Raw genomic sequence first — 23239 nt, forward strand, 5'->3', positions numbered from 1 at the left:
AAAAATCAATACATTTGAATAGATAAAAAAATGATGGATCCTATTCTTAATGTTGCGGTTCGTTCCCTTTGCGTCTACCTTTTTATGGTAATCGCTATCCGTTTATTTGGTAAAAACCAATTATCTCAGCTTAATGCAGGAGATATTGTTCTCCTGTTGCTGATCTCTAATGCCGTTCAGAATGCAATGGTAGGGCCGGATACTTCGCTGCAGGGCGGTATTGTGGCCGCTTTGGTTTTATTTGCCGCTAACTTCATTCTGAAAAGACTCATGTTTTCCAATCGCTCCTTTGAAGCCTTTATGCAGGACGAACCTGTTATTTTGATAAGGGATGGAATTGCAGATCAAACAGCATTAAATCGGGTGAAAATTACTGAGAACGAATTAGAAGAAGCCATCAGAGAACATGGCATCGAAAATATTAAAGATGTCAAATTATCCGTATTAGAGGTAGATGGGAATATCAGTGTGGTTTCTCAGGATGAGAAAAGCAAGCAAATCCATTACGCAAGAATCAAAAGAAAATACAAAAGAAAATATCATTAATCCTATGAATTACGAATTAAGAGAAATGCTTCCCAGTGACGAAGCGAGAGTGTTGGAAATTTTCAGACAGGGCATAGAAAGCGGTATTGCTACTTTGGAAACGGAAGTTCCTACGGCAGAAGCCTGGAGCATGGAATATTTCAATGACTGCCGCTGGGTGCTGGAAAATGAAAATAATGAAGTAGTAGGATGGTGTGCCCTGAAGCCGGTAAGCAAAAGAGAGGCTTTTAAAGGAGTAGCAGAAGTTGGCATTTATTTCGCTAATGAATATCAGGGAAAGGGATTAGGTTCAATATTGCTTAAAAAGATCATTTTGGATAGCGAGGATCATGGATTTTGGACATTGCAAACTAATCTTTTTTCCGAAAATGAAATGGCTATCAAATCTCATCAGAAAAATGGCTTCAGAGTGGTAGGTATTCGAAAAAAAATGGGGAAACTCAATGGAGAATGGAAAGATCTTGTTTTGATGGAGAAGCGAAGTGAGGTCATTTAGTAATGAGTAATGAGGTTGGAAAGTATTTTATTACAGAAAATAACTTTAAACCTTAAACCTTGAACTCTTTAAACGCTTTGGCCTGAACCTTGTAATAAGTCTTTCATTAAGTTAGAAAAAAGTAGAAATAATGAAAACTATAATTAAAATTACAGGAGCTTTGATCGTAATGGTTATGTTTACATCTTGTGTGGCCTATGATAACGGTGGATATTATCAGACAAAGAAAGTTCCACCTGGACAGGCTAAAAAAATATACGGTGGAAGTGCAAAAGATTATGCTCCCGGGCAGGTAAAAAAGAGAGGAGGTTATTAAAAAGAGGGTAATATTAGAAATTAGATAACCTTTTTTGGCACTAACCTTGATATATTTCGCTTCTAAGTTTGAAAAAGTGAAATAATGAAAAGTATGTTGAAAATTGCAGCGGCAGGGATCGTAGTGGTTATGCTATCATCTTGTGTTGTTCATGAGAGAAGAGGAATGCCGCCTGGCCATGCAAAAAGAGTGTATGGAGGAAGTGCAAGATATTACGCACCTGGGCACGCTAAAAGAGTATATATCTATGAAGATCGTGGTCACCACCACAGAGGCCGTGGACATGGTCATAGACATCACAGGTAAAAATTAAAAAGCACTGAAAAATTCAGTGCTTTTGCTTTTCTACTATAGTCTCGATTTTTTCGGATTCAGAAGGGTATCGAAGATCAGTACCTCTTGCCCGAATTGAGTTTCAATTCGTTCTGCTATATTTTTTAATTCACTTTCAAGAAAATCATTTCTCAGTTCATCATTATCAAAAATCAGAAGAAGATTATAGTTTTTTCCTTCATCAATATAATCGCTATGAACTTCAGATAAGATGTACTGGTTGACATCCATCAGATTTTCAGTCATTAAAATCAGGGTTTCATCAATATAATTTTCCCATTTTTCCAGATTATTTTTCGTGCAATGGAAAGTTATACTTAATACGCTCATATTTTAAGAATTTTTAAGATTTTGTGGATAAATTCTAACGCAAAAATCGGCATTTTTTTCGTAAATTAGCCCGTTAATAAAAATTGGAAATAAATAATTTTCAGACTTCCAGCTAAGGGTCTGGCAATCATTATAATAAATTTGTTTATGCAAAAAGAAGGAGAAAGACTAATTCCTATCAACATTGTTGATGAAATGAAGTCGTCTTATATCGATTATTCGATGTCCGTTATCGTTTCAAGAGCGCTTCCGGATGTAAGAGATGGCTTGAAACCCGTTCATAGAAGAGTACTTTATGGTATGTATGGATTAGGGGTTTTTTCGAATAGAAAATATTTAAAATCTGCGAGAATTGTTGGGGATGTTTTGGGTAAATATCACCCGCACGGAGACTCCTCTGTATATGACGCGATGGTAAGAATGGCTCAGGAATGGAGCTTACGTTACCCTCAGGTAGATGGGCAGGGTAACTTCGGTTCTATGGATGGTGACCCGCCGGCAGCAATGCGTTATACCGAAGCAAGATTGAAAAAAATCTCTGATGAGGTTCTTTCTGACCTTGACAAAGAAACTGTAGATTTCCAGAATAACTTTGACGACAGCTTACAGGAACCAACTGTTATGCCTACAAAGATTCCTAATCTTTTGGTTAACGGAGCTTCAGGTATTGCAGTAGGGATGGCAACCAATATGGCGCCACACAACCTTTCTGAATCTGTAGATGCTATCTGTGCTTATATAGATAATAAAGAAATTACCATTGATGAGCTGATGCAGCACATTATTGCTCCGGACTTCCCTACAGGAGGTATCATTTATGGATACGACGGAGTAAGAGATGCATTCCATACCGGAAGAGGTAGAGTAGTTTTGAGAGCGAAAGTAAACTTCGAAGAAATCGGAAACAGAAATGCTATTATCGTAACTGAAGTTCCTTATCAGGTAAATAAGGCGGAAATGATCGCCAGAACTGCAGAACTTGTTAAAGATGAAAAGATTCCTGGCATTCACGAGATCAGAGATGAATCAGACAGAAAAGGACTACGTGTTGTTTATGAATTGAAAAACGATGCCATTCCAAATGTAGTGCTGAACCTTTTATATAAATATACAGCACTTCAGACTTCTTTCAGCGTTAATAATATTGCGTTGGTACACGGAAGACCAGAGCAGTTGAATCTTAAAGATATTATTCACCATTTTGTAGAGCACAGACATGAAGTAATCATTAGAAGAACTCAGTTTGAGCTTAAAAAAGCAAAAGAAAGAGCACATATCTTAGAAGGTTTCATGAAAGTAATTGGAACGCAGGATTCATTAGATAGAGCGATTTCAATTATCCGTCACAGTGCAAATCCTCAGGCTGCAAAAGAAGGCTTAATTGAAGCATTCGAACTTTCAGAAATCCAGGCTCAGGCGATTCTAGATCTTAGATTAGCTCGTTTAACAGGAATGGAACTTGATAAGATCCGTGACGAGTACGATGCAATCATGAAAGAAATTGCTAATTTGGAAGATATTCTTGCGAACGAGCCAAGAAGATTCCAGATCATCAAAGACGAATTGATCGAAGTTAAAGAAAAATATGGTGACGAAAGAAGAACTGAAATTGATTATTCAGGAGGAGAAATGTCTATTGAAGATATTATTCCAAATGAATCCGTAGTTCTTACTATTTCTCATGCAGGATATGTGAAGAGAACATCTCTTTCAGAATATAAAATTCAAAGTAGAGGTGGGGTAGGAAATAAAGCGGCTACAACAAGAGATTCCGATTTCCTTGAATATATTGTATCTGCAACCAATCACCAGTATATGTTGTTCTTTACAGAAAAAGGAAGATGTTACTGGTTAAGAGTATTTGAAATTCCTGAAGGTTCAAAAACCGCAAAAGGAAGAGCAGTACAAAACCTTATCAACATTGAACCGGATGATAAGATTAAAGCATATATCAGAACCAACAACCTTAAGGATTCCGAGTATGTAAACCAGATGAGTGTAGTAATGGTAACTAAAAACGGTACCATCAAGAAAACATCATTGGAAGCCTATTCAAGACCAAGAGTAAATGGGGTAAATGCTATTGAAATTAGAGATAATGACCAATTATTAGGAGCTTACCTTACCAACGGTTCTTCTCAGATTATGATCGCTACTAAAAATGGTAAGTGTATCCGTTTCCCTGAAGAAAAAGTAAGAGAAGTGGGTAGAGGTTCTATTGGGGTGCGTGGTATTGCTATGGAAGACAATGATGAAGCTATTGGTATGATTGTTGTGAATGACGTAGAGAACGAAACGGTTCTTGTAGTATCTGAAAAAGGATATGGTAAGAGAACTGCAGTAGAAGACTACAGAATTACAAACAGAGGAGGAAAAGGAGTTATCACTCTAAACATTACCGAAAAAACAGGAAATCTGATTGCTATTCAAAACGTAACAGATGAAGATGGATTGATGATTATCAATAAATCCGGTGTTGCCATCAGAATGGGAATGGATGAAATGAGAGTAATGGGTAGAAATACACAAGGGGTAAAACTAATCAATCTTAAAAAGAATGACGAAATTGCAGCCATTGCAAAAGTAGAAATGGATAAAGATGTAGAAGAAGATTCTGAAGAGATGGAGGGACTTGAAGGAGCTGAAGAAACTGAAGGCGAAGTTCAGGAAGGAATGGAATCTCTGTTTGGTGACCTTGAAAACGATGATACAACACCTCAGGCTGAGGAAAATGAGAATTCTGATTCTGAAGAATAAATGTACAATTAATATAAAATAGTTATTATGAAGAAACTAATTTTAGGTATGGCTATCGTAGCATCTGCTTTTGTTTTTGGACAGAAAGGAGATGTAAATGCTCAGCTTCAGGCTGCCAATAAAGCAGCGATGGACGCATATAACGCAAAAAACTATGCAGCTGCAGCACCTAAGTTTGTAGAAGTTTACGACTTATTGAAAGCTAATGGTCAGGATAACAAGATATATATGTATTATGCAGGGCTTAGTCACGCATTAGCCAACAATAGTGATCCGGCTATTAAAATATATACAGACCTTGTGAATTCTGGATTTACTGGAGTAGAAACTACTTATACTGCTAAAGAAAAAAAGAGCGGACAGGTAGTAAATTTAGATAAAGCATCTTGGGAGCTTATGAAAAAGAATTCTGAATATTCAGATTTCAAAACAGAGCAGTCTGCAGGAGTAGAAGTAGATTTATATGAAACGTTATCTTTATTGCTTCTTAATGCTAAAAAACCAAACGAAGCGCTGGTAATCATTGAAAAAGGATTAGCTAAATTTCCAAACAATGCTAAGCTAAAAGAAAACCAGACTAATGCTTATCTTGCTTCAGGAAATATGGATAAATTCGTTGCTGGTTTGAAAGAGCAGTTAGCGAAAAATCCTAATGATGCAACCAACTGGTATAACCTTGGCGTAATGCAGGCAAAAACTCCGGCTACAGTTAATGATGCTTTAGAATCATTTAAAAAAGCCATTGAACTTAAGCCTGACTTTGCCAATGCTTATCAGAATCTTGTATACACTACCATTGGAGATGACTCTAAAATTGTAGCTGATATCAATGCTATGAGAAAAGATAAGCCGGATGAAGCTTCTAAATTAATTGATGCAAGAAGAGAAAGATTTGCAAAAGCTTTACCATTTGCAGAAAGCTGGTATAAAGTAGATCCTAAAAATATTGATGCAGTAAGCACATTGAAAGAGATTTACGTAGTAACTAAAAATGTGGATAAAGTGAAAGAAATGAAAGCTAAAGAAGCTGAGCTAAGTGCAGCAGCACCAGCAAAATAATCATTTTGTAACTTAATAATAAAAAGCCGAAACAGCAATGTTTCGGCTTTTGTTTTTTTAGTGAAAATATCATTTATGATTGATTACTTACTACTCATCATTTACCATTGGGTATCCAAAATTTCATCCCTTAAAATTCTCTGTAATTCCGTATCTTTGAGAAAAATTTTACCAAAATGATCGAATGGAAAACCGCTAAGGAATACGATGATATTACCTATAAAAAATGCAATGGTGTAGCAAGAATCGCTTTCAACAGACCGGAAGTACGTAATGCTTTCAGACCAAAAACTACTTCAGAATTATATGATGCTTTTTATGATGCCTCTGAAGACCCTTCAATAGGCGTTGTTTTACTTTCGGGAGAAGGACCAAGCTCTAAAGACGGAGGTTGGGCTTTCTGCAGTGGTGGAGACCAAAAAGCAAGAGGTGAGCAGGGATATGTAGGAGAAGATGGAAGACACCGTTTAAATATTCTGGAAGTTCAGCGTTTGATCCGTTTCATGCCGAAAGTGGTTATTGCAGTAGTTCCAGGATGGGCTGTAGGTGGTGGACACTCACTTCATGTGGTTTGTGACCTTACTCTGGCTAGTGAAGAACATGCTATTTTCAAACAAACTGATGCTGATGTAACAAGTTTTGATGGAGGGTACGGATCTGCTTACCTTGCCAAAATGGTAGGACAGAAAAAAGCCCGTGAAATCTTCTTTTTAGGAAGAAATTATTCCGCTCAGGAAGCTTTCGAAATGGGAATGGTAAACAAAGTAGTTCCACATGCAGAATTAGAAGATACCGCTTACGAATGGGCACAGGAAATCTTAGGAAAATCTCCAATGTCTATCAGAATGCTGAAGTTTGCGATGAACCTTACTGATGATGGAATGGTTGGCCAGCAGGTATTTGCAGGGGAAGCAACCCGTTTAGCCTATATGACCGAAGAAGCTAAAGAAGGAAGAAATGCTTTCCTTGAAAAAAGAAAGCCGAATTTCGGGGAGGATCAATGGATATCTTAACATTAGTGATGAGTAATAAGTAATGAGCAATATTTCATTACTTATTACCCATTGCTCATTACTTATAAATTTATGACTGATTGGATAAAAGCCGCAAGGCTCAGAACTTTACCGCTGTCATTAAGCGGAATTATTATGGGAGCTTTCATTGCAAAATGGAGGTTGTACAGAGAAGGCGGAACATGGGATTGGAAGATTTTTGCATTAGCACTTTTGGTAACGCTTTTGTACCAGATTTTATCAAACTATGCCAATGATTATGGTGATGGGGTAAAAGGAACAGATGCAAAGAGAATCAATGAGGCAGAAGCAAGAGCTGTTGCATCAGGAAAAATTACAGCCAAGCAGATGAAAAATGCGGTTATTCTTTTCTCAGCATTATCTTTCGTTGCTACAATTGCGTTATTATATGTAGCTTTCATTCCGGACTATATGAATGAATTCTACACTTTTATAGGGTTGGGAGTGGCTTGTATTTTAGCAGCCATCGGATATACAGTAGGGAAGAAGCCTTACGGATATATGGGATTGGGTGATATCTTTGTGTTTATCTTCTTCGGATTGGTTTCCGTGTGCGGAAGTTATTTCCTGTTTACAAAAACATTCAGCTGGGATATGCTGTTGCCGGGAACTGCAGTAGGAATGATGAGTATGGCTGTTTTGAACCTGAACAATATGAGAGATATTGAAAGTGATAAACTATCAGGAAAAAACAGTTTTGCATTAAGAATCGGATTCAAAAATGCAATGATCTACGAAATGATTCTTTTACAGCTTCCATTGGTATTAATCCTTATCTTTTTAGGAGTAAACGGATTTATACAACAGCAAAACTACTATGTGTTCATGGTAATGATCCTTTTGTTTCCATTAGCAAAACTAAGAAGAAACATTATGTCGGTAAAAGAGCCGAAAGAATTAGACCAGTATTTAAAGCAGGTAGGAATCATGACGTTTGTAATGGCTATTCTTACAGCAGCCGGACTTAACTTATTTAACTAAATCTAAATATATCATGAGTTCTAATGTCTATGTTGAAGCACAAATGCTTATCAGAAAACCGATTGAAGATGTTTTTGAAGCATTCATCAATCCTGAAGTAACCACTAATTTCTGGTTTACAAAATCTACCGGAAAATTAGAAGAAGGGAAAACAGTAACCTGGGAATGGGAAATGTATGGCGTGAAAAACGTAGTCAATGTTCATCAGATTATTCCGAACCAGCTGATTAAAACAGTATGGGGAGAACCTTCAGTAAATGTAGACTATGAGTTTAAGACCATGGAAAACGGAACTCTTGTTGTTATTAAGAGCTATGGATTCACTCAAACGGGTGAAGAGATGCTGAGACAGGTTAACGACAATACAGGCGGTTTTACGACTGTTTTAGACGGTTGTAAAGCCTATTTGGAGCATGGGATCAATCTGAGACTGATTGAAGATAAATTCCCATCGAAATAGTTAAGGTAAATAAACAACGCTTTGCGTTTTAAAAAACACGGATGGCACAGATGCTTTCACAAATGTCACTAATCTCATTGTGTTATTTTGTAAAAGTATTTGAGTCATTTGTGTTTAATAATAATTGAAATTAAATTTACAATGAAAATACAATTCTTAGGGCAAAATTGTTTTCTGTTCACGTACAAGGACAAAACAATTTTAAGTGACCCTTTCTACAACTACAAAAAAGCGGAATCAGGTTTTGATATTACCGCTCAAAAAATCGATTACATCCTGTTGACTCATGCTCATGGAGATCATATTGCAGATGTAGCAGAAGTATTACAGCATTATCCGGAAGCTACCGTGATTGGAGTACCGGAAGTATGCGGATACTTTACACAGGCTAAAAATAAAGACGATGTGAACTTAGGAGGATCGGCAAAAATCGACGATCTTAAAATTTCCATGGTTCCGGCTCACCATACAAGTTCTTTCCCGGATGGAAGCTATGGAGGCGTTCCTGTAGGATATATTTTCAGACTTCCTGAAGGTAAGAATGTGTATTTGGCAGGAGATACAGGAGTAATGGCAGATATGGAGCTATTTCCGAGGTTATACGGGAATATTGACCTTTCTATCCTTCCTATCGGTAGCCACTACACGATGTGCCCTAGAAAAGCGTCTTTTGCAGCAGCAGAATTATTAAAGACCCCAAAAGTAATCGGATGTCACTTTGATACGTTCCCTGCTATAGAGATCAATCATGAAAGTGCATTAAAGCATTTCGCTGATAAAAATGTAGAACTTGTTTTACCAAAATTAGGGGAGACGTTCGAGTTTTAATCAATAATTAAAAAGAGGTAATCTGAAAATTAGAAAAAATGAATATGATGCGTAAGGTATTAAAAACAAAAAAAGATAATTATCAAATTACCTCTCTCTTCACTTTAAACCAAAAAAAAATGGCAAGCTACCTAAATCACACCGCTACGACCGATTACCTTTGCTGCGTTCCCACCCTGGAGGATTCTCAGGAGCTGGTTGTTTAGGACTTGCCGTTGCAAAGGTAGGAAATATTTGTAAACTTCAAAACTTTATCAAAGAAAATTTGTCGAAAAAATGCAGTCGTAGAGCTAAGCAGCTGACATTTAGGGGAATAATTTTTCAACTTTTTTCTAAAAAATTTAACATGACGAAAAGTCCATCAACACTAGGAATTATACTTTTTATAGCTACAATGATCGTTTTTTTTGTAGTATATACTTTTTTCTCAGGAATTAATTATTTTGATATTTCACTGAAAGCCAATGCTTTCGTGTTGCCTATTCTCTATGCGGGAGCAGCTTTCTTATCCGTAAAAAGCTATTGGAACAGCCATAGGGTGGTAACTTTTAAAGAAGCCTTCAAAAGAGCATTCATTCCGATGTTCATCGGAGGAATTCTTTCGATTTTCAGTATTTATGCCTTTTTAAACTTTGCAGATACGGATGCAAAAAAGCTTTTGAACTATCAATATGTTCAAAGACAGAAATCAGAATTGGATACAGAATATACTTCTGCGAGAAAAATTTTAAAGCATCAGAAAGATATTGACGAGCTTGATCAGAAGTATAATGAGAGGCTTCAGAGCTTTAGTCCGGAGGCTGTAAAAGGAAAAGATATGCTTACCGCAAGTCATTTTTCAGGATATTTTGCAGCAATTCTTATATTTTACGTAGTTTTGTCGGTGTTTTTCGGAGCATTTTTCAGAACAAGAAGTATCTATCAGCCCGAAGAAACAAATCAAGACTAATTTTTATTAAAATTAAATGAACTTATCTATAGTTATTCCGTTACTGAACGAAGAAGACTCTCTGGAAGAGCTTTTTTCAAGAATTGATAAAGTCTGCAAAACCAGTAATTTATCTTACGAAATCTGGTTTGTTGATGATGGAAGTACGGATTTATCGTGGAGCATTATTGAGAACTTAAAAGTACAGTATCCTCAGATCCACGCTATTAAATTTTCCCGAAATTATGGGAAATCTCAAGCGCTTCATGCGGCTTTTGAAAGAACAAACGGAGAGGTGGTGATTACCATGGATGCCGATTTACAGGATTTTCCGGAAGAAATCCCGGAACTGTACAATATGGTGATCCAGGATAATTACGATATTGTTTCCGGTTGGAAGAAGAAGCGTTTTGACAATGTAATGACAAAGAATATTCCGTCAAAACTATTCAATGCAGCAGCTAGAAAAGTTTCAGGAGTTTATCTTCACGATTTCAATTGCGGTTTGAAAGCTTACAAGAGACAGGTTGTAAAATCTGTAGATGTATACGGAGATATGCACCGTTATATTCCGGTATTGGCTGCCAATGCAGGGTTCAGAAGAATTACGGAGAAAGAAGTACAGCATCAGGCAAGACCTTATGGAACTTCAAAATTCGGAACAGAAAGATTTGTAAGAGGATTTTTGGATCTGATAACACTTTGGTTTGTAAGTCGTTTTGGAGGAAGACCTATGCATTTCTTCGGAGCAGTAGGAACTCTAATGTTTATCTTTGGTTTCCTTTCAGCACTTTGGCTTGGGGTATCCAAACTGATTGATGTAGCTAAAGGAATTTATGGTCATTTAATTACGAATAATCCTTGGTTCTATATTGCTTTAACCATGATGATTATGGGAACATTGCTGTTTGTAGCAGGATTCCTGGGAGAAATGATCATCAGAACCAACCGAGAGCATAAGAATTATAATATTGATGAAGTGATATAATTTTAAATTTTATATGCTTTATTAAACATACAATATCTCAGAAAGAAAACTTTCTGAGATATTTTTTTTAAACATTATTTTCCGATCTTAGTGTAAGATGAAAACACACAAATGGAAAATATTAGAATTAAAATTAAAGATATTACGGATCTGGATTCCCTTTCCAGAGAATATGATATTTCTAAAGAAGAGCTGATTGCCTTTCATAATCAGCATTGTGCCCTGCACGAAATTATTCCCGGAAATCTACCGAAATACCTTAAATATATTTATATCCCTGCCGACAAGGAAAGTAAACGGAAAAAGAAACGTCTTCTCGCTTCACAAATAACACTTCCCGATACCCTCGAAGAATCTACCTATGGTGTAGTGATGACCACTGCTTTTCCGGAAATAAAAATACACTACCTTGTTGATATTCAGAGGGAAGAAAAAATGATAGTGTCTGTTGTCAGAAAAAAAATATACGTCAATGATCAGGAAATACAACTGATGGTTGAAAAACTAATAGAAACTGCAGGTGAAACTCTTTATCCATTACAAATTTCTTTAAAAAAAGATGGGCGGCCAGAAGCAATACTCAACGGAGATGAGATCAAAAATCGTTGGAAGAAAGAATATTATCCCAAAATACATCAATATTACGAAGGCGAGGTAGCAGATGAAATGATAGGGAAGTTAAACCGGTTTTACAAAAACATGAGTGCGGTAACATTACCTAAAGAACAGCTAATGTGGGTTCGAAATAGGTATCTTCATCGTTCAAATAAAGATGATGAGACTCTCACTATGGATGGACGCTATGTAAACGGAAAACCAGAAAGAGATATTTTAAAAGGTTAAAAAAAATATTATGAAAAAATTATTAGGATTGTTACTGATAATTGGTCTTTTAGTTAATAGTTGTGAAAAAGTTAATAATATGAACAATAAGTATGAATGGCTGACTTTAACAACTGCCGATATGGGTTATCCGATGATTATTAGGAATGGAAGTTTTTATAATGAGAAATGTGAAGAAATCGCAGGGATTCCTGCTGATATGGTTTTAGAGTCTCAATGGTGGAGCGGTGATTCTGGGGTTGTTATCGCTGGGGAACAATATCGCTCTGTTCCTTTTGGGATGAAGATCAGATGGTTTTCTTATGCTGAAAATAAGTTTTATGAAGGCGACTTTAAATTGGATTATGAAAAACTGTCTAAGCTATTTAAAGAAGGGTTAAAATGTAAAGAAAGTTCTAACTATAAGTATTTTAAAGTATCTATTGCTCCTGGAGGGCAAATATTCCTTTATTTACTGGGAGGGAATTCTCTTTTGGTGGGAAAAAAATGCCTCTTCAAACACAGCAGGAAATTTCAGAAAAAAGAATTAATACCCAGATTTGGAAAGATATTAACCTCCATTATCCATGGAGCTATACTTTTAAAGTAGCTGACTTTAACAATTCTTTTGATTTGAAAAAACAGAAAATGGAGGTTGATTATATTAATGTTGAGGATGCATGGTGTATCTCTGACGTAGATTACTTGACACAGTCCTCTCCCAAAGCGATTCCATTAGAGATCGATGGAGAATTTGAAACATCAGCAGGAAGAACATTTACCATTCGTATTTATCCCGGAAATGTAAATAGACAAGAACCTAAGATGCAGCCTTATGAGATAAGGAGGAGTCGCGAGCAGGAACTGGTGAAGTTGTTTAAAGATTTTTATACAAAAATAGGAAAGAAGGATTTTGAGATCCAGTTAAAACTTTCAGCAGACTTTAAAACTGGTAAGGTATATCTTAAGAAAGATAATATAGAGCAGGAAATTCCTAAAGTACAGGTGGATATTTTCGATATGACATTTGATCAATGATCAATAAGCTGTTCCCAATATTACTCTCATTATTGATTATTTTGCAATTTTTTAGTGGTAAAAAGATTAAACTGGATAAACAAAAATAGCTAAGATTTGGAGTGGTTAGAAAGTATATTTATATTGAAAATATCATTGAGTTGATATAAGGATTAAAAATATTTTTTGAAAAACTTAAAAAAGATTAGGTAAAATTAGAATATAAAAGAACAACATCCAATTATTGGGTGTTTTTTTATTGCTGTCTATAAAAAATGGCCACCATTTGGAAATTAAAAATTGAAAATTATCAGGTATTTTATTGCCAAAAGACAAAGATTTTTAGAAATTTTAATCCTATTTTTGTTAAAAGATATTATTGAAAGCCCGGAAAACTTTCAATAAAAACAGATCATCATGATCATCAGTAGAATATTTAAAATTAAATATGAAAAAAGTACTATACACATTGATGCTGATAGCAGTTGTTTCCTGCGGGAAAGTTTCTCCAAAAGGAAATATTGAAAAGAAAGATGTGGACGTTCCGGAATTTGTAAATCTGGATCTGAACGGTAAATTCCGTGTATTTTATGCCAGAGGGCCAAAAAACTTTGTGGAAATAGAAACTTATCCCAATGTTGCCAATAATCTGGATGTAGATGTAAAAGATAAAACCCTTACCATTAAAGAAAAAAGAGGGACAAAAGGAGTCGATTTTTACAATGTAACCATTTATTCAAAATATAACCTTGAAAAAGTAGCCGTTTCAGATTCAGTAGAAGTAAATATTTCAAGCGAAATTAAAACAGACAATTTCAGACTGAATATGAAGAATAATGCAAGCTTCATGGGATCTGTCAATACAAGAAGAGCAGAAGTAGAAATGCATAACAGAAGCCGTGCTAACTTTTTAGGATTGACAAAAGATGCGGTAATTAAGATTTCTGATACAGCAAGCCTAATAGCTCCTTATTGGAAAATTACCAATCTGAATATTGATTCCAAAAATGGTAACTATGCGGAGGTCAATGTAAAAGACTCTTTGAAAGGAAATATTCAGAACACAGCAAAATTTATCTACTATAATGACCCGATCAGAGCATTTAAAGTAGAGAAAACAACTAAGGTTGAGAATAAGAAATTAGATTAAAAAGCTGGAAGAAGGGAGCCGGAAGCTAGAGGTAATTCTAGTTTACCAAACTTCATTTTCACTTTTTAATCAAACAAAAAAATAGAATAATTAAATAAAAGGCAGAAGTCTGAATCAGGGAATGCAATATCTTCCATCCCCCAGCTTCCCACTTCCAGCCTAGTAAAGTAAACACATGAGTTTCAAATTTGAAAAATTGTTAATTTGGCAGAAATCAATGGATTTCGGAGAAGACATTTTCAGTTTGTCTCAAGGTTTTCCAAAAGATGAAGCATTTAATCTTACTTCGCAGATAAGGAGAGCCACTGATTCTATAGCGCTGAATATTTCAGAAGGAAGTATTTTACAGTCGAAATTAGAATTTAAAAAATTTTTAGGATACTCGATCCGCTCTTTGGCAGAAACAGTAACCTGTTTATATAAAGCAAAAAATAGAAAGTATATTACAGAAAAAGAATTTGGCAATCTTTATACAGAAAGTTATAATTTAATGAACCAAATTATAGCTTTTAGAAATCAAATAAAGGAGTAATAGATTAGAGGGCTGGAAGAAGGGAGCCGGAAGCTGGAGGTAATTCTAGTTTACCAAACTTCATTTTCACTTTTTAATCAAACAAAAAAATAGAATAATTAAATAAAAGGCAGAAGTCTGAATCAGGGAATGCAATATCTTCCATCTCCCAGCTTCCCACTTCCAGCCTGATAAACAAAACAAAATAATAAATCAAAAAGCTGAAAGGTTGAACTGGGACAAAAACAACCTCCCTCTTCCAGCCTCCAGCTTCCAAACTAAACTAAATATGAACACATTAGAAAAAGCGAAACTTTGGTTAAGTGATACCTTCGATGAAGAAACGAGAAATGCAGTACAGGCATTGATCGACAGCAACTCCCCGGATCTTGAAGATTCTTTTTATAGAGAACTGGAATTCGGAACAGGAGGTATGCGTGGAATTATGGGAGTAGGAACCAACCGCTTAAATAAATATACATTAGGACAAGCGACTCAGGGATTAGCAAATTATATGCTTGAGCAGTTTAAAGGAGAAGAGATTAAAGTAGCTATTGCTTATGACGTTCGCCACAACTCAAAAGAGTTCGGAAAACTGGTAGCAGATGTTTTAACAGCAAACGGAATTAAAGTATTGCTTTTCAAAGATCACAGACCAACGCCTGAACTTTCTTTCACCGTTCGTGATAAAAAATGTAACGGGGGAATTGTATTGACAGCTTCTCACAATCCACCTGAATATAACGGTTACAAAGTATACTGGAATGACGGGGCACAGATTGTTCCGCCAAATGATGAAGCAATCATTAAAGAAGTATATTCTGTAAAATTCGAAGAAATTAAATTCAACGGAAATGATGATCTGATTGAATGGATCGGAGAGGAGCAGGATGATGTTTACATTGATGCATGTATTGAAAATTCTACATACCAGAACGAAGGAAAAGAAAATTTAAATATAGTTTTCACTTCTATTCACGGAACTACCTATACTACAATTCCTAAAGCTTTAGCAAAAGCAGGTTTCAAAAAAGTAGATCTGGTAAAAGAGCAAATGATCCCGAGTGGAAATTTCCCGACCGTAGACTCTCCAAACCCGGAAGAGCCTGCAGCTCTGGAAATGGCAATGGATCTTGCAAAAATTACTAATGCAGACATCGTGATCGGAACAGATCCGGATGGTGACAGATTAGGAATTGCTGTAAGAAACCTGGATGGCGAAATGCAGTTATTGAACGGAAACCAAACCAATACAATCCTTACGTATTATATTCTGAACGAATGGAGAAAACAGGGAAGAATTACAGGGAAAGAATTCATTGGTTCTACCATCGTAACGTCTGATATTTTCTATGATATTGCACAGAAATTTGGTGTTGAATGCAAAGTAGGTCTTACAGGATTCAAATGGATTGGAAAAATGATCCGTGAAGCAGAAGGAACCCAGAAATTTGTATGTGGTGGAGAAGAAAGTTTCGGATTTATGACCGGAGATTTTGTTCGTGATAAAGACTCTTGTGGAAGTATTCTTGTAGCTTGTGAAATTGCAGCTTGGTGCAAAGCCAATGGCAAAACAATGTATCAATACATGATCGAAATCTACAAAGATCTTGGAATGTATTATGAAGGTTTGGTAAACATCGTAAGAAAAGGAAAAGAAGGTGCTGAAGAAATTCAGAATATGATGAAAAACTTCCGTGAAAACCCTCCAAAAGAATTAGCCGGTTCATTAGTGGAAGAAGTAAAAGACTTCAAAGAGCAGACAAGTCTTAGCATTTCATCAGGAGAGAAAAAAGTAATGAACGAGATTCCGCAGTCTAACGTATTGATCTACTATACTCAGGATGGAACTAAAGTTTGTGTAAGACCTTCAGGAACAGAACCAAAAATTAAATTCTATGTTTCAGTAAAAGACGCCATCTCTTCTGAAGCCGATTTTAAAGATAAACTGAAATCATTGGAAGCTAAAATTCAGGCCGTTAAAACAGATTTAAAACTGGACTAATTATCTGATAAAGCAACCATGATCAAAAAGATTATAGCAGTTTTCATGCTGTTTGTAGCTGTAGTTTCCTGTAAAAAGGAAACTGCGGTTTCTGATGTAAAGTCTGCAAATGACTCAATAGCTAAAAACGAAACCAAAGAGGATCAGTACAAACCCATTGATACAGCTTGTTCTTCAGAAAATAAAACAGAAGATTATATTACAGCTTTACAATGGTACCGTACTAAAATAGACGGAGAGATTGCAGGAAACAGTCCGGAGAAGAACAATGAAGTGTATGAAGATTATTTGAAAATAAGAGATAAATACACTGATTGTTTAAATGTTTCACAAAGTGAGATATTAGATAAATATATAGATTATCACACGAATGAACCTGGAGCAGCTGATCAACTGCCAGATAATATAAAGAGAATGGCAGCTGAACTGGATAAGGTAGGCCTTGAGTTCCGTGAAATGGGCGAAGGTCTTACAGAAATTCATTCATTGCCAGGATATTATGAGTCTGTTTTCAAGAATAAAGTAACTCCTGATTATGCTGCCTACATCTCGCAGATGGCAAAAGATAATAAAGAGAATTATGCCGTGAACGGCGGACTTTTAATTACCTGGGAAGAGCTAGGAGATCGATTGATCGAGTGGGAGAATTTTATTAATAAATATCCCAAAAGTTCATTGATAAAGAAAGCAAAAGATAATTATCACCTTTTTTTACTGGATTACCTTCTGGGAATGGACAGTGATAGGATTTATAACAGTGAGGAAGGAAAAATTTATGATGATAAAAGAGAAGCTTATAATACGCTCATCAAAAAATATCCAAACTCTGCTACTGCAAAAAAAACTAAAGAACTAATAGCCGCTTATGATGCCCATATACCTGTGGATCAAATAGAAAACAAAATTAATCTGAGAAGATAATATTAGTAAATTTTAAATAAGAAATAAAGTGAAAGTCTCAAAATTAGCAGCGAACCTGATCGGTTCTGAAATTGTAAAAATTGGTAACGAAGTAAATGATCTAAAAGCAAAGGGAGCAGAAATTGCCAATCTTACTATTGGTGACCTGAATTCTAATATCTATCCCATTCCGGCATTGCTGAAGGAAGAGATTCAGAAAGCCTATCAGAATAACCTGACAAACTATCCTCCTGCCAACGGACTTTTATCTTTAAGAAAAGAAGTTTCCAAAGATTTAAAAAACAGATGGAACCTGGATTATTCTCCAAACGATATTTTGATTACAGCCGGATCAAGACCTTTGATCTATGCTGTATACAAGACAATTGTAGATGAAGGAGATAAAGTAGTATATCCTACGCCATCTTGGAACAACAACCACTATGCTTACCTTACTTCAGCGAATGCTGTAGAAGTAAAAACAAAGCCTGAAACCAACTTCCTTCCAACAGCAGATGATTTAAGACCTCATTTAGACGGGGCAGTCCTATTGGCGCTTTGCTCACCATTGAACCCAACAGGAACCATGTTCACAAAAGAGCAGCTTTCTGAAATTTGCGAATTGGTAATTGCTGAAAATAAAAAAAGAGGAGCAGACGAAAAACCGTTATACTTAATGTATGACCAAATTTACTCTAATCTTACTTTTGGTGCTGAACACGTAGATCCGGTTTCTCTTTTCCCTGAAATGAAGGAATACACTGTGTATATTGATGGAATTTCAAAATGTTTGGCAGCTACAGGAGTACGTGTAGGATGGGGATTCGGTCCTGCTCACATCATTGACAAAATGAAAGCACTTCTTACGCACGTTGGAGCCTGGGCACCAAAACCAGAGCAGGAAGCTACAGCAAAATTCTATGAAAATCCTGAAAATGTAAACGTATTCGTAGAAGATTTCAAAGCTAAATTAGAAGAAAGTTTAAAAGTTCTTCACGGTGGAGTTCAGGATCTGAAAGCAAAAGGTTTAGCTGTTGACAGTATCGAACCTATGGGAGCTCTTTACCTTACGATTAAATTAGATTATATCGGGAAAACAAAACCTGACGGTGCTGTTATTGAAAACTCTTCAGACCTTGTATTCTACTTAATCAATGAAGCAGGAGTGGCTTTAGTACCATTCTCTGCATTTGGGGAAGACAAATCTGAACCTTGGTTCCGTGCTTCAGTTGGTGGATTAGCTGTAGATGAGATCAAAGTAATGCTTCCAAAACTGGAAACTGCATTGAATAATCTGAAATAATTAATTCAATAAACCCCATAAATGTACCAGTGTAACTGTTTGCCAATTTTATCATTGACGAACTTTGTTATACTGGTACATTGTTATATTATAGAATAGTATTAATTAGCATTGTCACGCTGAGCGGAGTCGAAGCGTTTTTTATAATCTGATAAACCATGAAACTTCCCAGAAAATATTTCCTTGAAACAAAATTATTGAGCTATTCTACATTAGCAATTATTGTTTTGGTTATTGTAAGTGTTTGGATTTCAGGGAAAGGAGATCATCGGTCTCTATTTCAAAACTCAATTGTATCAACATCTATTTTGACCGGAGTATTTTTTCTGTTTATCAGTTCAGGACTGTATTATGGTTTTAAATTAAAAGATAATGTTGGCCCTATTTTAAATCAGGAAAGAATAAAAAAATATTCAGATAAAACACCAGCAATAGATAGTTTTAATTTTGATGCTCTTGCTATAGGAGATGGAATTGGAGGAGCAATACTTTCTGTTGTTTTGTGGTTTTTGTTTTCCATTGTCCTTGTATTTCTTTCTTATTTTATAGGACTTTTCTTCTGGTCTGCTATATTATTCCTGGCTGCAATGCTATATTGGATCTTTTTTAGGGCTGTGCGCCATGTGTTTAAAAATTCAGGAAAATGTAAAGGTGATATGATAAAAAGCATTGGGTTTGGGATTTTCTATTCATTTCTATATGTTTCCTGGGTTTACGGAATTATTTTTCTAGTCAATTATATAAACTAAAGCAGTTACCCATTTTCTAAAAAAATTAAATAAATATTAAAAATCAATCAAACATTTTGTAATAAAGTCAACAAGGAATTATCTTTGAGCCCTTTATAAGCTAAGAATAAACAGGGTTGAAAACAACAACGATGAAAAAATTGAGATTTTTGCTGCTGCCAATGTCTATACTGGTATGTTCGCAAGAGGTAGATACACTAAAGGTAAAGGAATTATCGCCAGCACCGGATTTACCCAAAGTACAAACTTATACGCTAAAAGACGGTTCTGTACGAACATATCCCAAACCTAAACTGCTGGATTTTGTAACCAAACTTCCCCGAAACTTCATCAATACCAATAAAGATTTTGTAGCAAAAGATCATGCTTACTATTTAGGTGGTGCTATTGCCTCAACATTGATTCTTCTTCCTTTTGACCAAAAACTAATTGACAATTCAAGAGAGTTGGGAGAAAGATGGGGAATGGATAAAGATAACAATTATACTAAAGTGGGTGGTGTTTTCAAAATCCCTAAAGATATTGGATCTACATTGTATCTTATAGGAAATGGTTCTACCTTGGTATTGCTTGGAATTGGATTTGGAACCTATGGCTTAATAAAAAATGACTACAGAGCACAGGCTACAGCCAGTGGATTAATGGAAAGTTTAATCCTTTCCGGAGTTTTCACCCAAACCATCAAAAGAATTACCGGAAGAGAAAGCCCGTTTATTGCAGAAGCAAATGGAAATAAAGGGGGTGACTGGAACCCATTTCCAAGTTTTTCAGCATTTGGCAAATATACTTCTAATTATGATGCAATGCCATCCGGACACTTAACGACATTTATGGCTGGAATCACTGTTATTGCAGATAACTATCCGGATGCACGATGGATAAAACCTGTAGGATATACATTAGCCGGAGCTTTATGCTTTCAGATGATGCAAAGTAAGGTTCACTGGGCTTCAGATTATCCGTTAGCTTTATTAATGGGATATTTTATTGGAAAAACCATCTCAAAAAGCAGATATACTTCATCAGAAGGAACAATAGGAAAAACAAAATACAAATTTGACCTTATGGCATCCCGCCAATGGGAATACAATATGGTAGGAGTAAAGCTTTCTTTTTAAACAGACTTGTCATTCCTACAAAGGAGGAATCTCATACACTACTTAGGTTCAGATGTGAAATGAAGAACCTTTTAATTATTGACTCATTTAATAAAAATCTATATCCGATTCCCACATTTTCATGGAAGATGTGGGAATTTTGTCTTTTCACAAAAGATAGAAATCATAGAATGTAATGAGGAAAATAGGCAGAATACCACATTTTATAGAACAAACTAAAATAGTTTTCACTATTTTTGGTCTGAATAAGCCCTATCATTCATTTTTTGGAGGAGATTGGCTTGAAAACTTAATTATAATATTGTACTGAATGAAAATAATCGCTGTCATCCCTGCACGTTATGAAGCCAGCCGTTTTCCGGGAAAATTGATGCAGATTCTGGGTGAAAAAACAGTTATTACCACGACTTATCAGAATGTGGTGGAAACCGGGCTGTTTGATGAAGTATTTGTAGCAACGGATTCTGAAATCATCTTGGATGAAATCACTAAAAATGGTGGAAAAGCTGTCATGACGGGACAACATGAAACAGGAAGCGACCGTATTGCCGAAGCCGTACAGAACATAGATTGTGATATCGTGATTAATGTTCAGGGAGATGAACCCTTCCTTAAACTGGAACCTTTGAAACAGCTCATCGAAGTTTTTAAACAGGATGGCCAACAGGAAATTTCCCTGGCTTCCTTAAAAATAAAACTGTCTGAAAAAGAAGAAATAGAAAATCCGAATAATGTAAAAGTAATTACAGATAATAACGGTTTTGCTTTGTATTTCAGTCGCTCAGCAATTCCCTTTCACAGGGAAATCTCCTATGATGTAAGTTACTTTAAACACATTGGAGTCTATGCCTTCAGAAAAGAAGCTTTATTGCAATTCTCAAAACTGGAAATGAAACCATTGGAAATATCTGAAAAGATAGAATGCATCCGCTATTTGGAATACGGAATGAAGATTAAAATGATAGAAACCAATTTCGTTGGAGTAGGCATCGATACACCGGAAGACCTGGAAAAAGCTAGGAAGTTAATTTAATTTGAAAATTTAAAAATGAGATCATTTGAAATAGAATAATTTCATTTTTACTTTTTTTGTCTTTTTGCTTTTTATCCCAATTCATCTTATATTTGAATTGATAAATAAATTTTAAAGAAGACTGAGAGCTGGTTTTTTAATAGATAAAAGGAAATCTGGATTCTCAAAAATAGAAAAGTAAGCTAGACTTAAGCTTCAAACTTCTTTAAATAACTATTTTAATAAAATTAAATGAAAAAAATAATATATTTAGTCCTTTTTACTGTTACAAGTTCATTGTTTTATGGTCAAACCGCAAAAGAGATTATAGATAAGAATATTGAATTATCTGGAGGATTAACCAACTGGAAACTTTTAAACTCCGTATTGTTGCAGGGAAAAGTTGTATTAGGAATCAAAGATGAATACCCTATAAAAATTTATCAGCAGCGTCCGAACCTTACCAAAACAATCATTGTAATCGGTGGAAAAGAAACGGCAATTGAAGGTTTTGATGGAAATAAGGGATACGCAATGAATTATGCGGCCAATAAGCTTCAGGTATATCCTGAGTATATTCCGGAAAGTTTTGACAATGATTTTATTGACTGGGAAAATAAAGGATTTGATGCCAAGTATCTTGGAAAAGAAAAAGTAGGGGATATCTATTGTCATAAAGTGGAACTAACCAAAAACGTGAATAAGAATATGTATTATTTTGATACAACAACTTATATGCTTTTGAAGGAAATTAAAAAAGATGAAACGGTGGTATATTCCGATTATAAAAAAGTAGGAAACCTTACGATGCCTTTCAGAATAGAATCCTCAAGTCCTAAAAAAGACGGCGATTATGTAATGTTGCTTAATAGAGTAGACATTAACAAGGTGTTTCCTGCGAATATCTTTAAGTTTTAATTCATCCGCAGCTCCGGCTGCTTAAATTTATAAGAAATGAAAAATATTTTTTTAATGCTGCTTTCTTTTATCACATTTCTGCAAAGCTGCACCAATCAAAAAAGTGAAATTTCTCAAGCAAAAACCAAAGAACTTATGGGAAAAACAATATATGATTTTAAAGTAGAAAGCCTTGATGGTAAGGAAATCAACTTTGCAGATTTCAAAGGAAAAAAGATCCTGATCGTGAACACTGCTTCTGAGTGCGGGTTTACTCCTCAGTATGCAGATCTTGAAAAGTTATATGAAGAATATAAAGATAAATTGGTAATCGTAGGTTTCCCAGCCAACAACTTTGGGGGACAGGAGCCGGGAACCAATGCTGAAATTGGAACATTCTGCCAGAAAAATTATGGAGTGACATTCCCGATGGCAGCGAAAGTTTCTGTGAAAGGAGATGATACAGCCCCTATCTTTAAATATTTAACAGAGCAGGAATTAAATGGAGTAAAAAATACAAGTATCCTTTGGAACTTTACCAAATTCCTGATTGATGAGAACGGAAAACTTATTGATAGCTATGTAAGTACTACAAAACCAACAAGTGAATCAATTACAAAGCATTTGAAATAAATAAAAAATAAATTTATAGACAGAGTGGATGTTATCATCCACTTTTTTTATTTTTGAATAAATAGT

General features: G+C 35.4%; 26 protein-coding genes and 1 other RNA gene. 25 read left to right on the forward strand and 2 right to left on the reverse strand.

The annotated features are described in order from the left end of the window. The first annotated feature begins 33 nt into the window (after window positions 1-33). The 4 genes from AC3HD6_RS09420 to AC3HD6_RS09435 all read left to right on the forward strand — a co-directional run bounded on the left by AC3HD6_RS09420 (window position 34) and on the right by AC3HD6_RS09435 (window position 1664). Window positions 34-546: a DUF421 domain-containing protein gene (locus tag AC3HD6_RS09420; protein ID WP_488896439.1), complete on the forward strand. Its 513-nt coding sequence runs from the start codon at window positions 34-36 to the stop codon at window positions 544-546. A 4-nt stretch (window positions 547-550) separates the two neighbouring features. Beyond that, a complete protein-coding gene (locus AC3HD6_RS09425; protein ID WP_488896097.1) occupies window positions 551-1042 on the forward strand; it encodes a GNAT family N-acetyltransferase in 492 nt (163 codons plus the stop codon). Between the two features lie 130 nt (window positions 1043-1172). After that, window positions 1173-1358, forward strand: a complete 186-nt coding sequence (locus AC3HD6_RS09430) for a quinol oxidase subunit 4 (protein WP_488896098.1) — start codon at window positions 1173-1175, stop codon at window positions 1356-1358. Window positions 1359-1442: 84 nt separating this feature from the next. Next, window positions 1443-1664, forward strand: coding sequence for a hypothetical protein (locus AC3HD6_RS09435; protein WP_488896099.1), 222 nt, complete (start codon window positions 1443-1445; stop codon window positions 1662-1664). Window positions 1665-1706: 42 nt separating this feature from the next. Here AC3HD6_RS09435 and AC3HD6_RS09440 read toward each other — a convergent pair whose 3' ends face one another. Then, window positions 1707-2021, reverse strand: coding sequence for a DUF4286 family protein (locus tag AC3HD6_RS09440; protein WP_488896100.1), 315 nt, complete (start codon window positions 2019-2021; stop codon window positions 1707-1709). A gap of 147 nt (window positions 2022-2168) precedes the next feature. Here AC3HD6_RS09440 and gyrA point away from each other — a divergent pair, with 147 nt between their 5' ends. The 6 genes from gyrA (at window position 2169) to AC3HD6_RS09470 (ending at window position 9140) form a co-directional block, all read left to right on the forward strand. Then, window positions 2169-4778, forward strand: coding sequence for a DNA gyrase subunit A (gyrA, locus tag AC3HD6_RS09445; RefSeq protein WP_488896101.1), 2610 nt, complete (start codon window positions 2169-2171; stop codon window positions 4776-4778). Between the two features lie 27 nt (window positions 4779-4805). Next, complete coding sequence (locus tag AC3HD6_RS09450) at window positions 4806-5837, forward strand: tetratricopeptide repeat protein (protein ID WP_488896102.1); 1032 nt, start codon at window positions 4806-4808, stop codon at window positions 5835-5837. Between the two features lie 176 nt (window positions 5838-6013). Next, a complete protein-coding gene (locus AC3HD6_RS09455) occupies window positions 6014-6850 on the forward strand; it encodes a 1,4-dihydroxy-2-naphthoyl-CoA synthase (RefSeq protein WP_488896103.1) in 837 nt (278 codons plus the stop codon). A gap of 72 nt (window positions 6851-6922) precedes the next feature. Next, complete coding sequence (menA, locus tag AC3HD6_RS09460) at window positions 6923-7852, forward strand: 1,4-dihydroxy-2-naphthoate octaprenyltransferase (protein ID WP_488896104.1); 930 nt, start codon at window positions 6923-6925, stop codon at window positions 7850-7852. Window positions 7853-7865: 13 nt separating this feature from the next. Then, window positions 7866-8312 carry an SRPBCC family protein gene (locus AC3HD6_RS09465; protein WP_488896105.1) on the forward strand — a complete coding sequence of 149 codons (447 nt, stop codon included), beginning with the start codon at window positions 7866-7868 and terminating at the stop codon, window positions 8310-8312. Window positions 8313-8453: 141 nt separating this feature from the next. Beyond that, the gene (locus AC3HD6_RS09470) at window positions 8454-9140 is read left to right on the forward strand and encodes a metal-dependent hydrolase (RefSeq protein WP_068943468.1); all 687 of its coding nucleotides are present in this window, start codon (window positions 8454-8456) and stop codon (window positions 9138-9140) included. Window positions 9141-9257: 117 nt separating this feature from the next. On the opposite strand, the gene ffs is transcribed toward AC3HD6_RS09470, so the two are convergent. After that, window positions 9258-9355, reverse strand: an RNA gene (gene ffs / locus AC3HD6_RS09475) — signal recognition particle sRNA small type. Window positions 9356-9486: 131 nt separating this feature from the next. Between ffs and AC3HD6_RS09480 the strand changes: the two genes are divergently transcribed. The 15 genes from AC3HD6_RS09480 to AC3HD6_RS09550 all read left to right on the forward strand — a co-directional run bounded on the left by AC3HD6_RS09480 (window position 9487) and on the right by AC3HD6_RS09550 (window position 23173). Next, window positions 9487-10089 carry a DUF4199 domain-containing protein gene (locus AC3HD6_RS09480; protein ID WP_488896106.1) on the forward strand — a complete coding sequence of 201 codons (603 nt, stop codon included), beginning with the start codon at window positions 9487-9489 and terminating at the stop codon, window positions 10087-10089. 16 nt (window positions 10090-10105) lie between these two features. Then, complete coding sequence (locus AC3HD6_RS09485; protein WP_488896107.1) at window positions 10106-11056, forward strand: glycosyltransferase family 2 protein; 951 nt, start codon at window positions 10106-10108, stop codon at window positions 11054-11056. 111 nt (window positions 11057-11167) lie between these two features. Further along, window positions 11168-11899: a hypothetical protein gene (locus AC3HD6_RS09490; RefSeq protein WP_488896108.1), complete on the forward strand. Its 732-nt coding sequence runs from the start codon at window positions 11168-11170 to the stop codon at window positions 11897-11899. A 10-nt stretch (window positions 11900-11909) separates the two neighbouring features. Continuing rightward, a complete protein-coding gene (locus AC3HD6_RS09495) occupies window positions 11910-12488 on the forward strand; it encodes a DUF2931 family protein (protein ID WP_488896109.1) in 579 nt (192 codons plus the stop codon). Between the two features lie 23 nt (window positions 12489-12511). Next, window positions 12512-12916 carry a hypothetical protein gene (locus AC3HD6_RS09500; protein WP_488896110.1) on the forward strand — a complete coding sequence of 135 codons (405 nt, stop codon included), beginning with the start codon at window positions 12512-12514 and terminating at the stop codon, window positions 12914-12916. Between the two features lie 427 nt (window positions 12917-13343). After that, window positions 13344-14045 carry a GIN domain-containing protein gene (locus tag AC3HD6_RS09505; RefSeq protein WP_488896111.1) on the forward strand — a complete coding sequence of 234 codons (702 nt, stop codon included), beginning with the start codon at window positions 13344-13346 and terminating at the stop codon, window positions 14043-14045. Window positions 14046-14220: 175 nt separating this feature from the next. Further along, window positions 14221-14577 carry a four helix bundle protein gene (locus tag AC3HD6_RS09510; protein WP_488896112.1) on the forward strand — a complete coding sequence of 119 codons (357 nt, stop codon included), beginning with the start codon at window positions 14221-14223 and terminating at the stop codon, window positions 14575-14577. A 268-nt stretch (window positions 14578-14845) separates the two neighbouring features. After that, window positions 14846-16561 (forward strand): phospho-sugar mutase, encoded by a 1716-nt coding sequence (locus tag AC3HD6_RS09515; RefSeq protein ID WP_488896113.1) that lies wholly within the window; start codon window positions 14846-14848, stop codon window positions 16559-16561. An 18-nt stretch (window positions 16562-16579) separates the two neighbouring features. Beyond that, entirely contained in the window at window positions 16580-17482 is a 903-nt protein-coding gene (locus AC3HD6_RS09520; protein WP_488896114.1) for a tol-pal system YbgF family protein, read from the forward strand. Window positions 17483-17510: 28 nt separating this feature from the next. Continuing rightward, entirely contained in the window at window positions 17511-18764 is a 1254-nt protein-coding gene (locus AC3HD6_RS09525; protein WP_488896115.1) for a pyridoxal phosphate-dependent aminotransferase, read from the forward strand. A 158-nt stretch (window positions 18765-18922) separates the two neighbouring features. Then, a complete protein-coding gene (locus tag AC3HD6_RS09530; protein WP_488896116.1) occupies window positions 18923-19513 on the forward strand; it encodes a hypothetical protein in 591 nt (196 codons plus the stop codon). A gap of 131 nt (window positions 19514-19644) precedes the next feature. Then, window positions 19645-20631, forward strand: coding sequence for a phosphatase PAP2 family protein (locus AC3HD6_RS09535; protein WP_488896117.1), 987 nt, complete (start codon window positions 19645-19647; stop codon window positions 20629-20631). A 310-nt stretch (window positions 20632-20941) separates the two neighbouring features. Further along, window positions 20942-21664 (forward strand): 3-deoxy-manno-octulosonate cytidylyltransferase, encoded by a 723-nt coding sequence (kdsB, locus tag AC3HD6_RS09540; RefSeq protein ID WP_488896118.1) that lies wholly within the window; start codon window positions 20942-20944, stop codon window positions 21662-21664. A gap of 231 nt (window positions 21665-21895) precedes the next feature. Beyond that, window positions 21896-22561 carry a histidine kinase gene (locus AC3HD6_RS09545; protein WP_488896119.1) on the forward strand — a complete coding sequence of 222 codons (666 nt, stop codon included), beginning with the start codon at window positions 21896-21898 and terminating at the stop codon, window positions 22559-22561. A gap of 36 nt (window positions 22562-22597) precedes the next feature. Continuing rightward, a complete protein-coding gene (locus tag AC3HD6_RS09550) occupies window positions 22598-23173 on the forward strand; it encodes a glutathione peroxidase (protein WP_488896120.1) in 576 nt (191 codons plus the stop codon). Window positions 23174-23239: the final 66 nt, after the last annotated feature.

It is taken from the genome of Chryseobacterium sp. II3a (assembly GCF_057815135.1).

Coding starts and splice junctions, on each gene's coding strand:
- AC3HD6_RS09420 (WP_488896439.1), top strand. CDS start 34: ATGGATCCTATTCTTAATGTTGCGGTTCGTTCCCTTTGCGTCTACCTT.
- AC3HD6_RS09425 (WP_488896097.1), top strand. CDS start 551: ATGAATTACGAATTAAGAGAAATGCTTCCCAGTGACGAAGCGAGAGTG.
- AC3HD6_RS09430 (WP_488896098.1), top strand. CDS start 1,173: ATGAAAACTATAATTAAAATTACAGGAGCTTTGATCGTAATGGTTATG.
- AC3HD6_RS09435 (WP_488896099.1), top strand. CDS start 1,443: ATGAAAAGTATGTTGAAAATTGCAGCGGCAGGGATCGTAGTGGTTATG.
- AC3HD6_RS09440 (WP_488896100.1), bottom strand. CDS start 2,021: ATGAGCGTATTAAGTATAACTTTCCATTGCACGAAAAATAATCTGGAA.
- gyrA (WP_488896101.1), top strand. CDS start 2,169: ATGCAAAAAGAAGGAGAAAGACTAATTCCTATCAACATTGTTGATGAA.
- AC3HD6_RS09450 (WP_488896102.1), top strand. CDS start 4,806: ATGAAGAAACTAATTTTAGGTATGGCTATCGTAGCATCTGCTTTTGTT.
- AC3HD6_RS09455 (WP_488896103.1), top strand. CDS start 6,014: ATGATCGAATGGAAAACCGCTAAGGAATACGATGATATTACCTATAAA.
- menA (WP_488896104.1), top strand. CDS start 6,923: ATGACTGATTGGATAAAAGCCGCAAGGCTCAGAACTTTACCGCTGTCA.
- AC3HD6_RS09465 (WP_488896105.1), top strand. CDS start 7,866: ATGAGTTCTAATGTCTATGTTGAAGCACAAATGCTTATCAGAAAACCG.
- AC3HD6_RS09470 (WP_068943468.1), top strand. CDS start 8,454: ATGAAAATACAATTCTTAGGGCAAAATTGTTTTCTGTTCACGTACAAG.
- AC3HD6_RS09480 (WP_488896106.1), top strand. CDS start 9,487: ATGACGAAAAGTCCATCAACACTAGGAATTATACTTTTTATAGCTACA.
- AC3HD6_RS09485 (WP_488896107.1), top strand. CDS start 10,106: ATGAACTTATCTATAGTTATTCCGTTACTGAACGAAGAAGACTCTCTG.
- AC3HD6_RS09490 (WP_488896108.1), top strand. CDS start 11,168: ATGGAAAATATTAGAATTAAAATTAAAGATATTACGGATCTGGATTCC.
- AC3HD6_RS09495 (WP_488896109.1), top strand. CDS start 11,910: ATGAAAAAATTATTAGGATTGTTACTGATAATTGGTCTTTTAGTTAAT.
- AC3HD6_RS09505 (WP_488896111.1), top strand. CDS start 13,344: ATGAAAAAAGTACTATACACATTGATGCTGATAGCAGTTGTTTCCTGC.
- AC3HD6_RS09510 (WP_488896112.1), top strand. CDS start 14,221: ATGAGTTTCAAATTTGAAAAATTGTTAATTTGGCAGAAATCAATGGAT.
- AC3HD6_RS09515 (WP_488896113.1), top strand. CDS start 14,846: ATGAACACATTAGAAAAAGCGAAACTTTGGTTAAGTGATACCTTCGAT.
- AC3HD6_RS09520 (WP_488896114.1), top strand. CDS start 16,580: ATGATCAAAAAGATTATAGCAGTTTTCATGCTGTTTGTAGCTGTAGTT.
- AC3HD6_RS09530 (WP_488896116.1), top strand. CDS start 18,923: ATGAAACTTCCCAGAAAATATTTCCTTGAAACAAAATTATTGAGCTAT.
- AC3HD6_RS09535 (WP_488896117.1), top strand. CDS start 19,645: ATGAAAAAATTGAGATTTTTGCTGCTGCCAATGTCTATACTGGTATGT.
- kdsB (WP_488896118.1), top strand. CDS start 20,942: ATGAAAATAATCGCTGTCATCCCTGCACGTTATGAAGCCAGCCGTTTT.
- AC3HD6_RS09545 (WP_488896119.1), top strand. CDS start 21,896: ATGAAAAAAATAATATATTTAGTCCTTTTTACTGTTACAAGTTCATTG.
- AC3HD6_RS09550 (WP_488896120.1), top strand. CDS start 22,598: ATGAAAAATATTTTTTTAATGCTGCTTTCTTTTATCACATTTCTGCAA.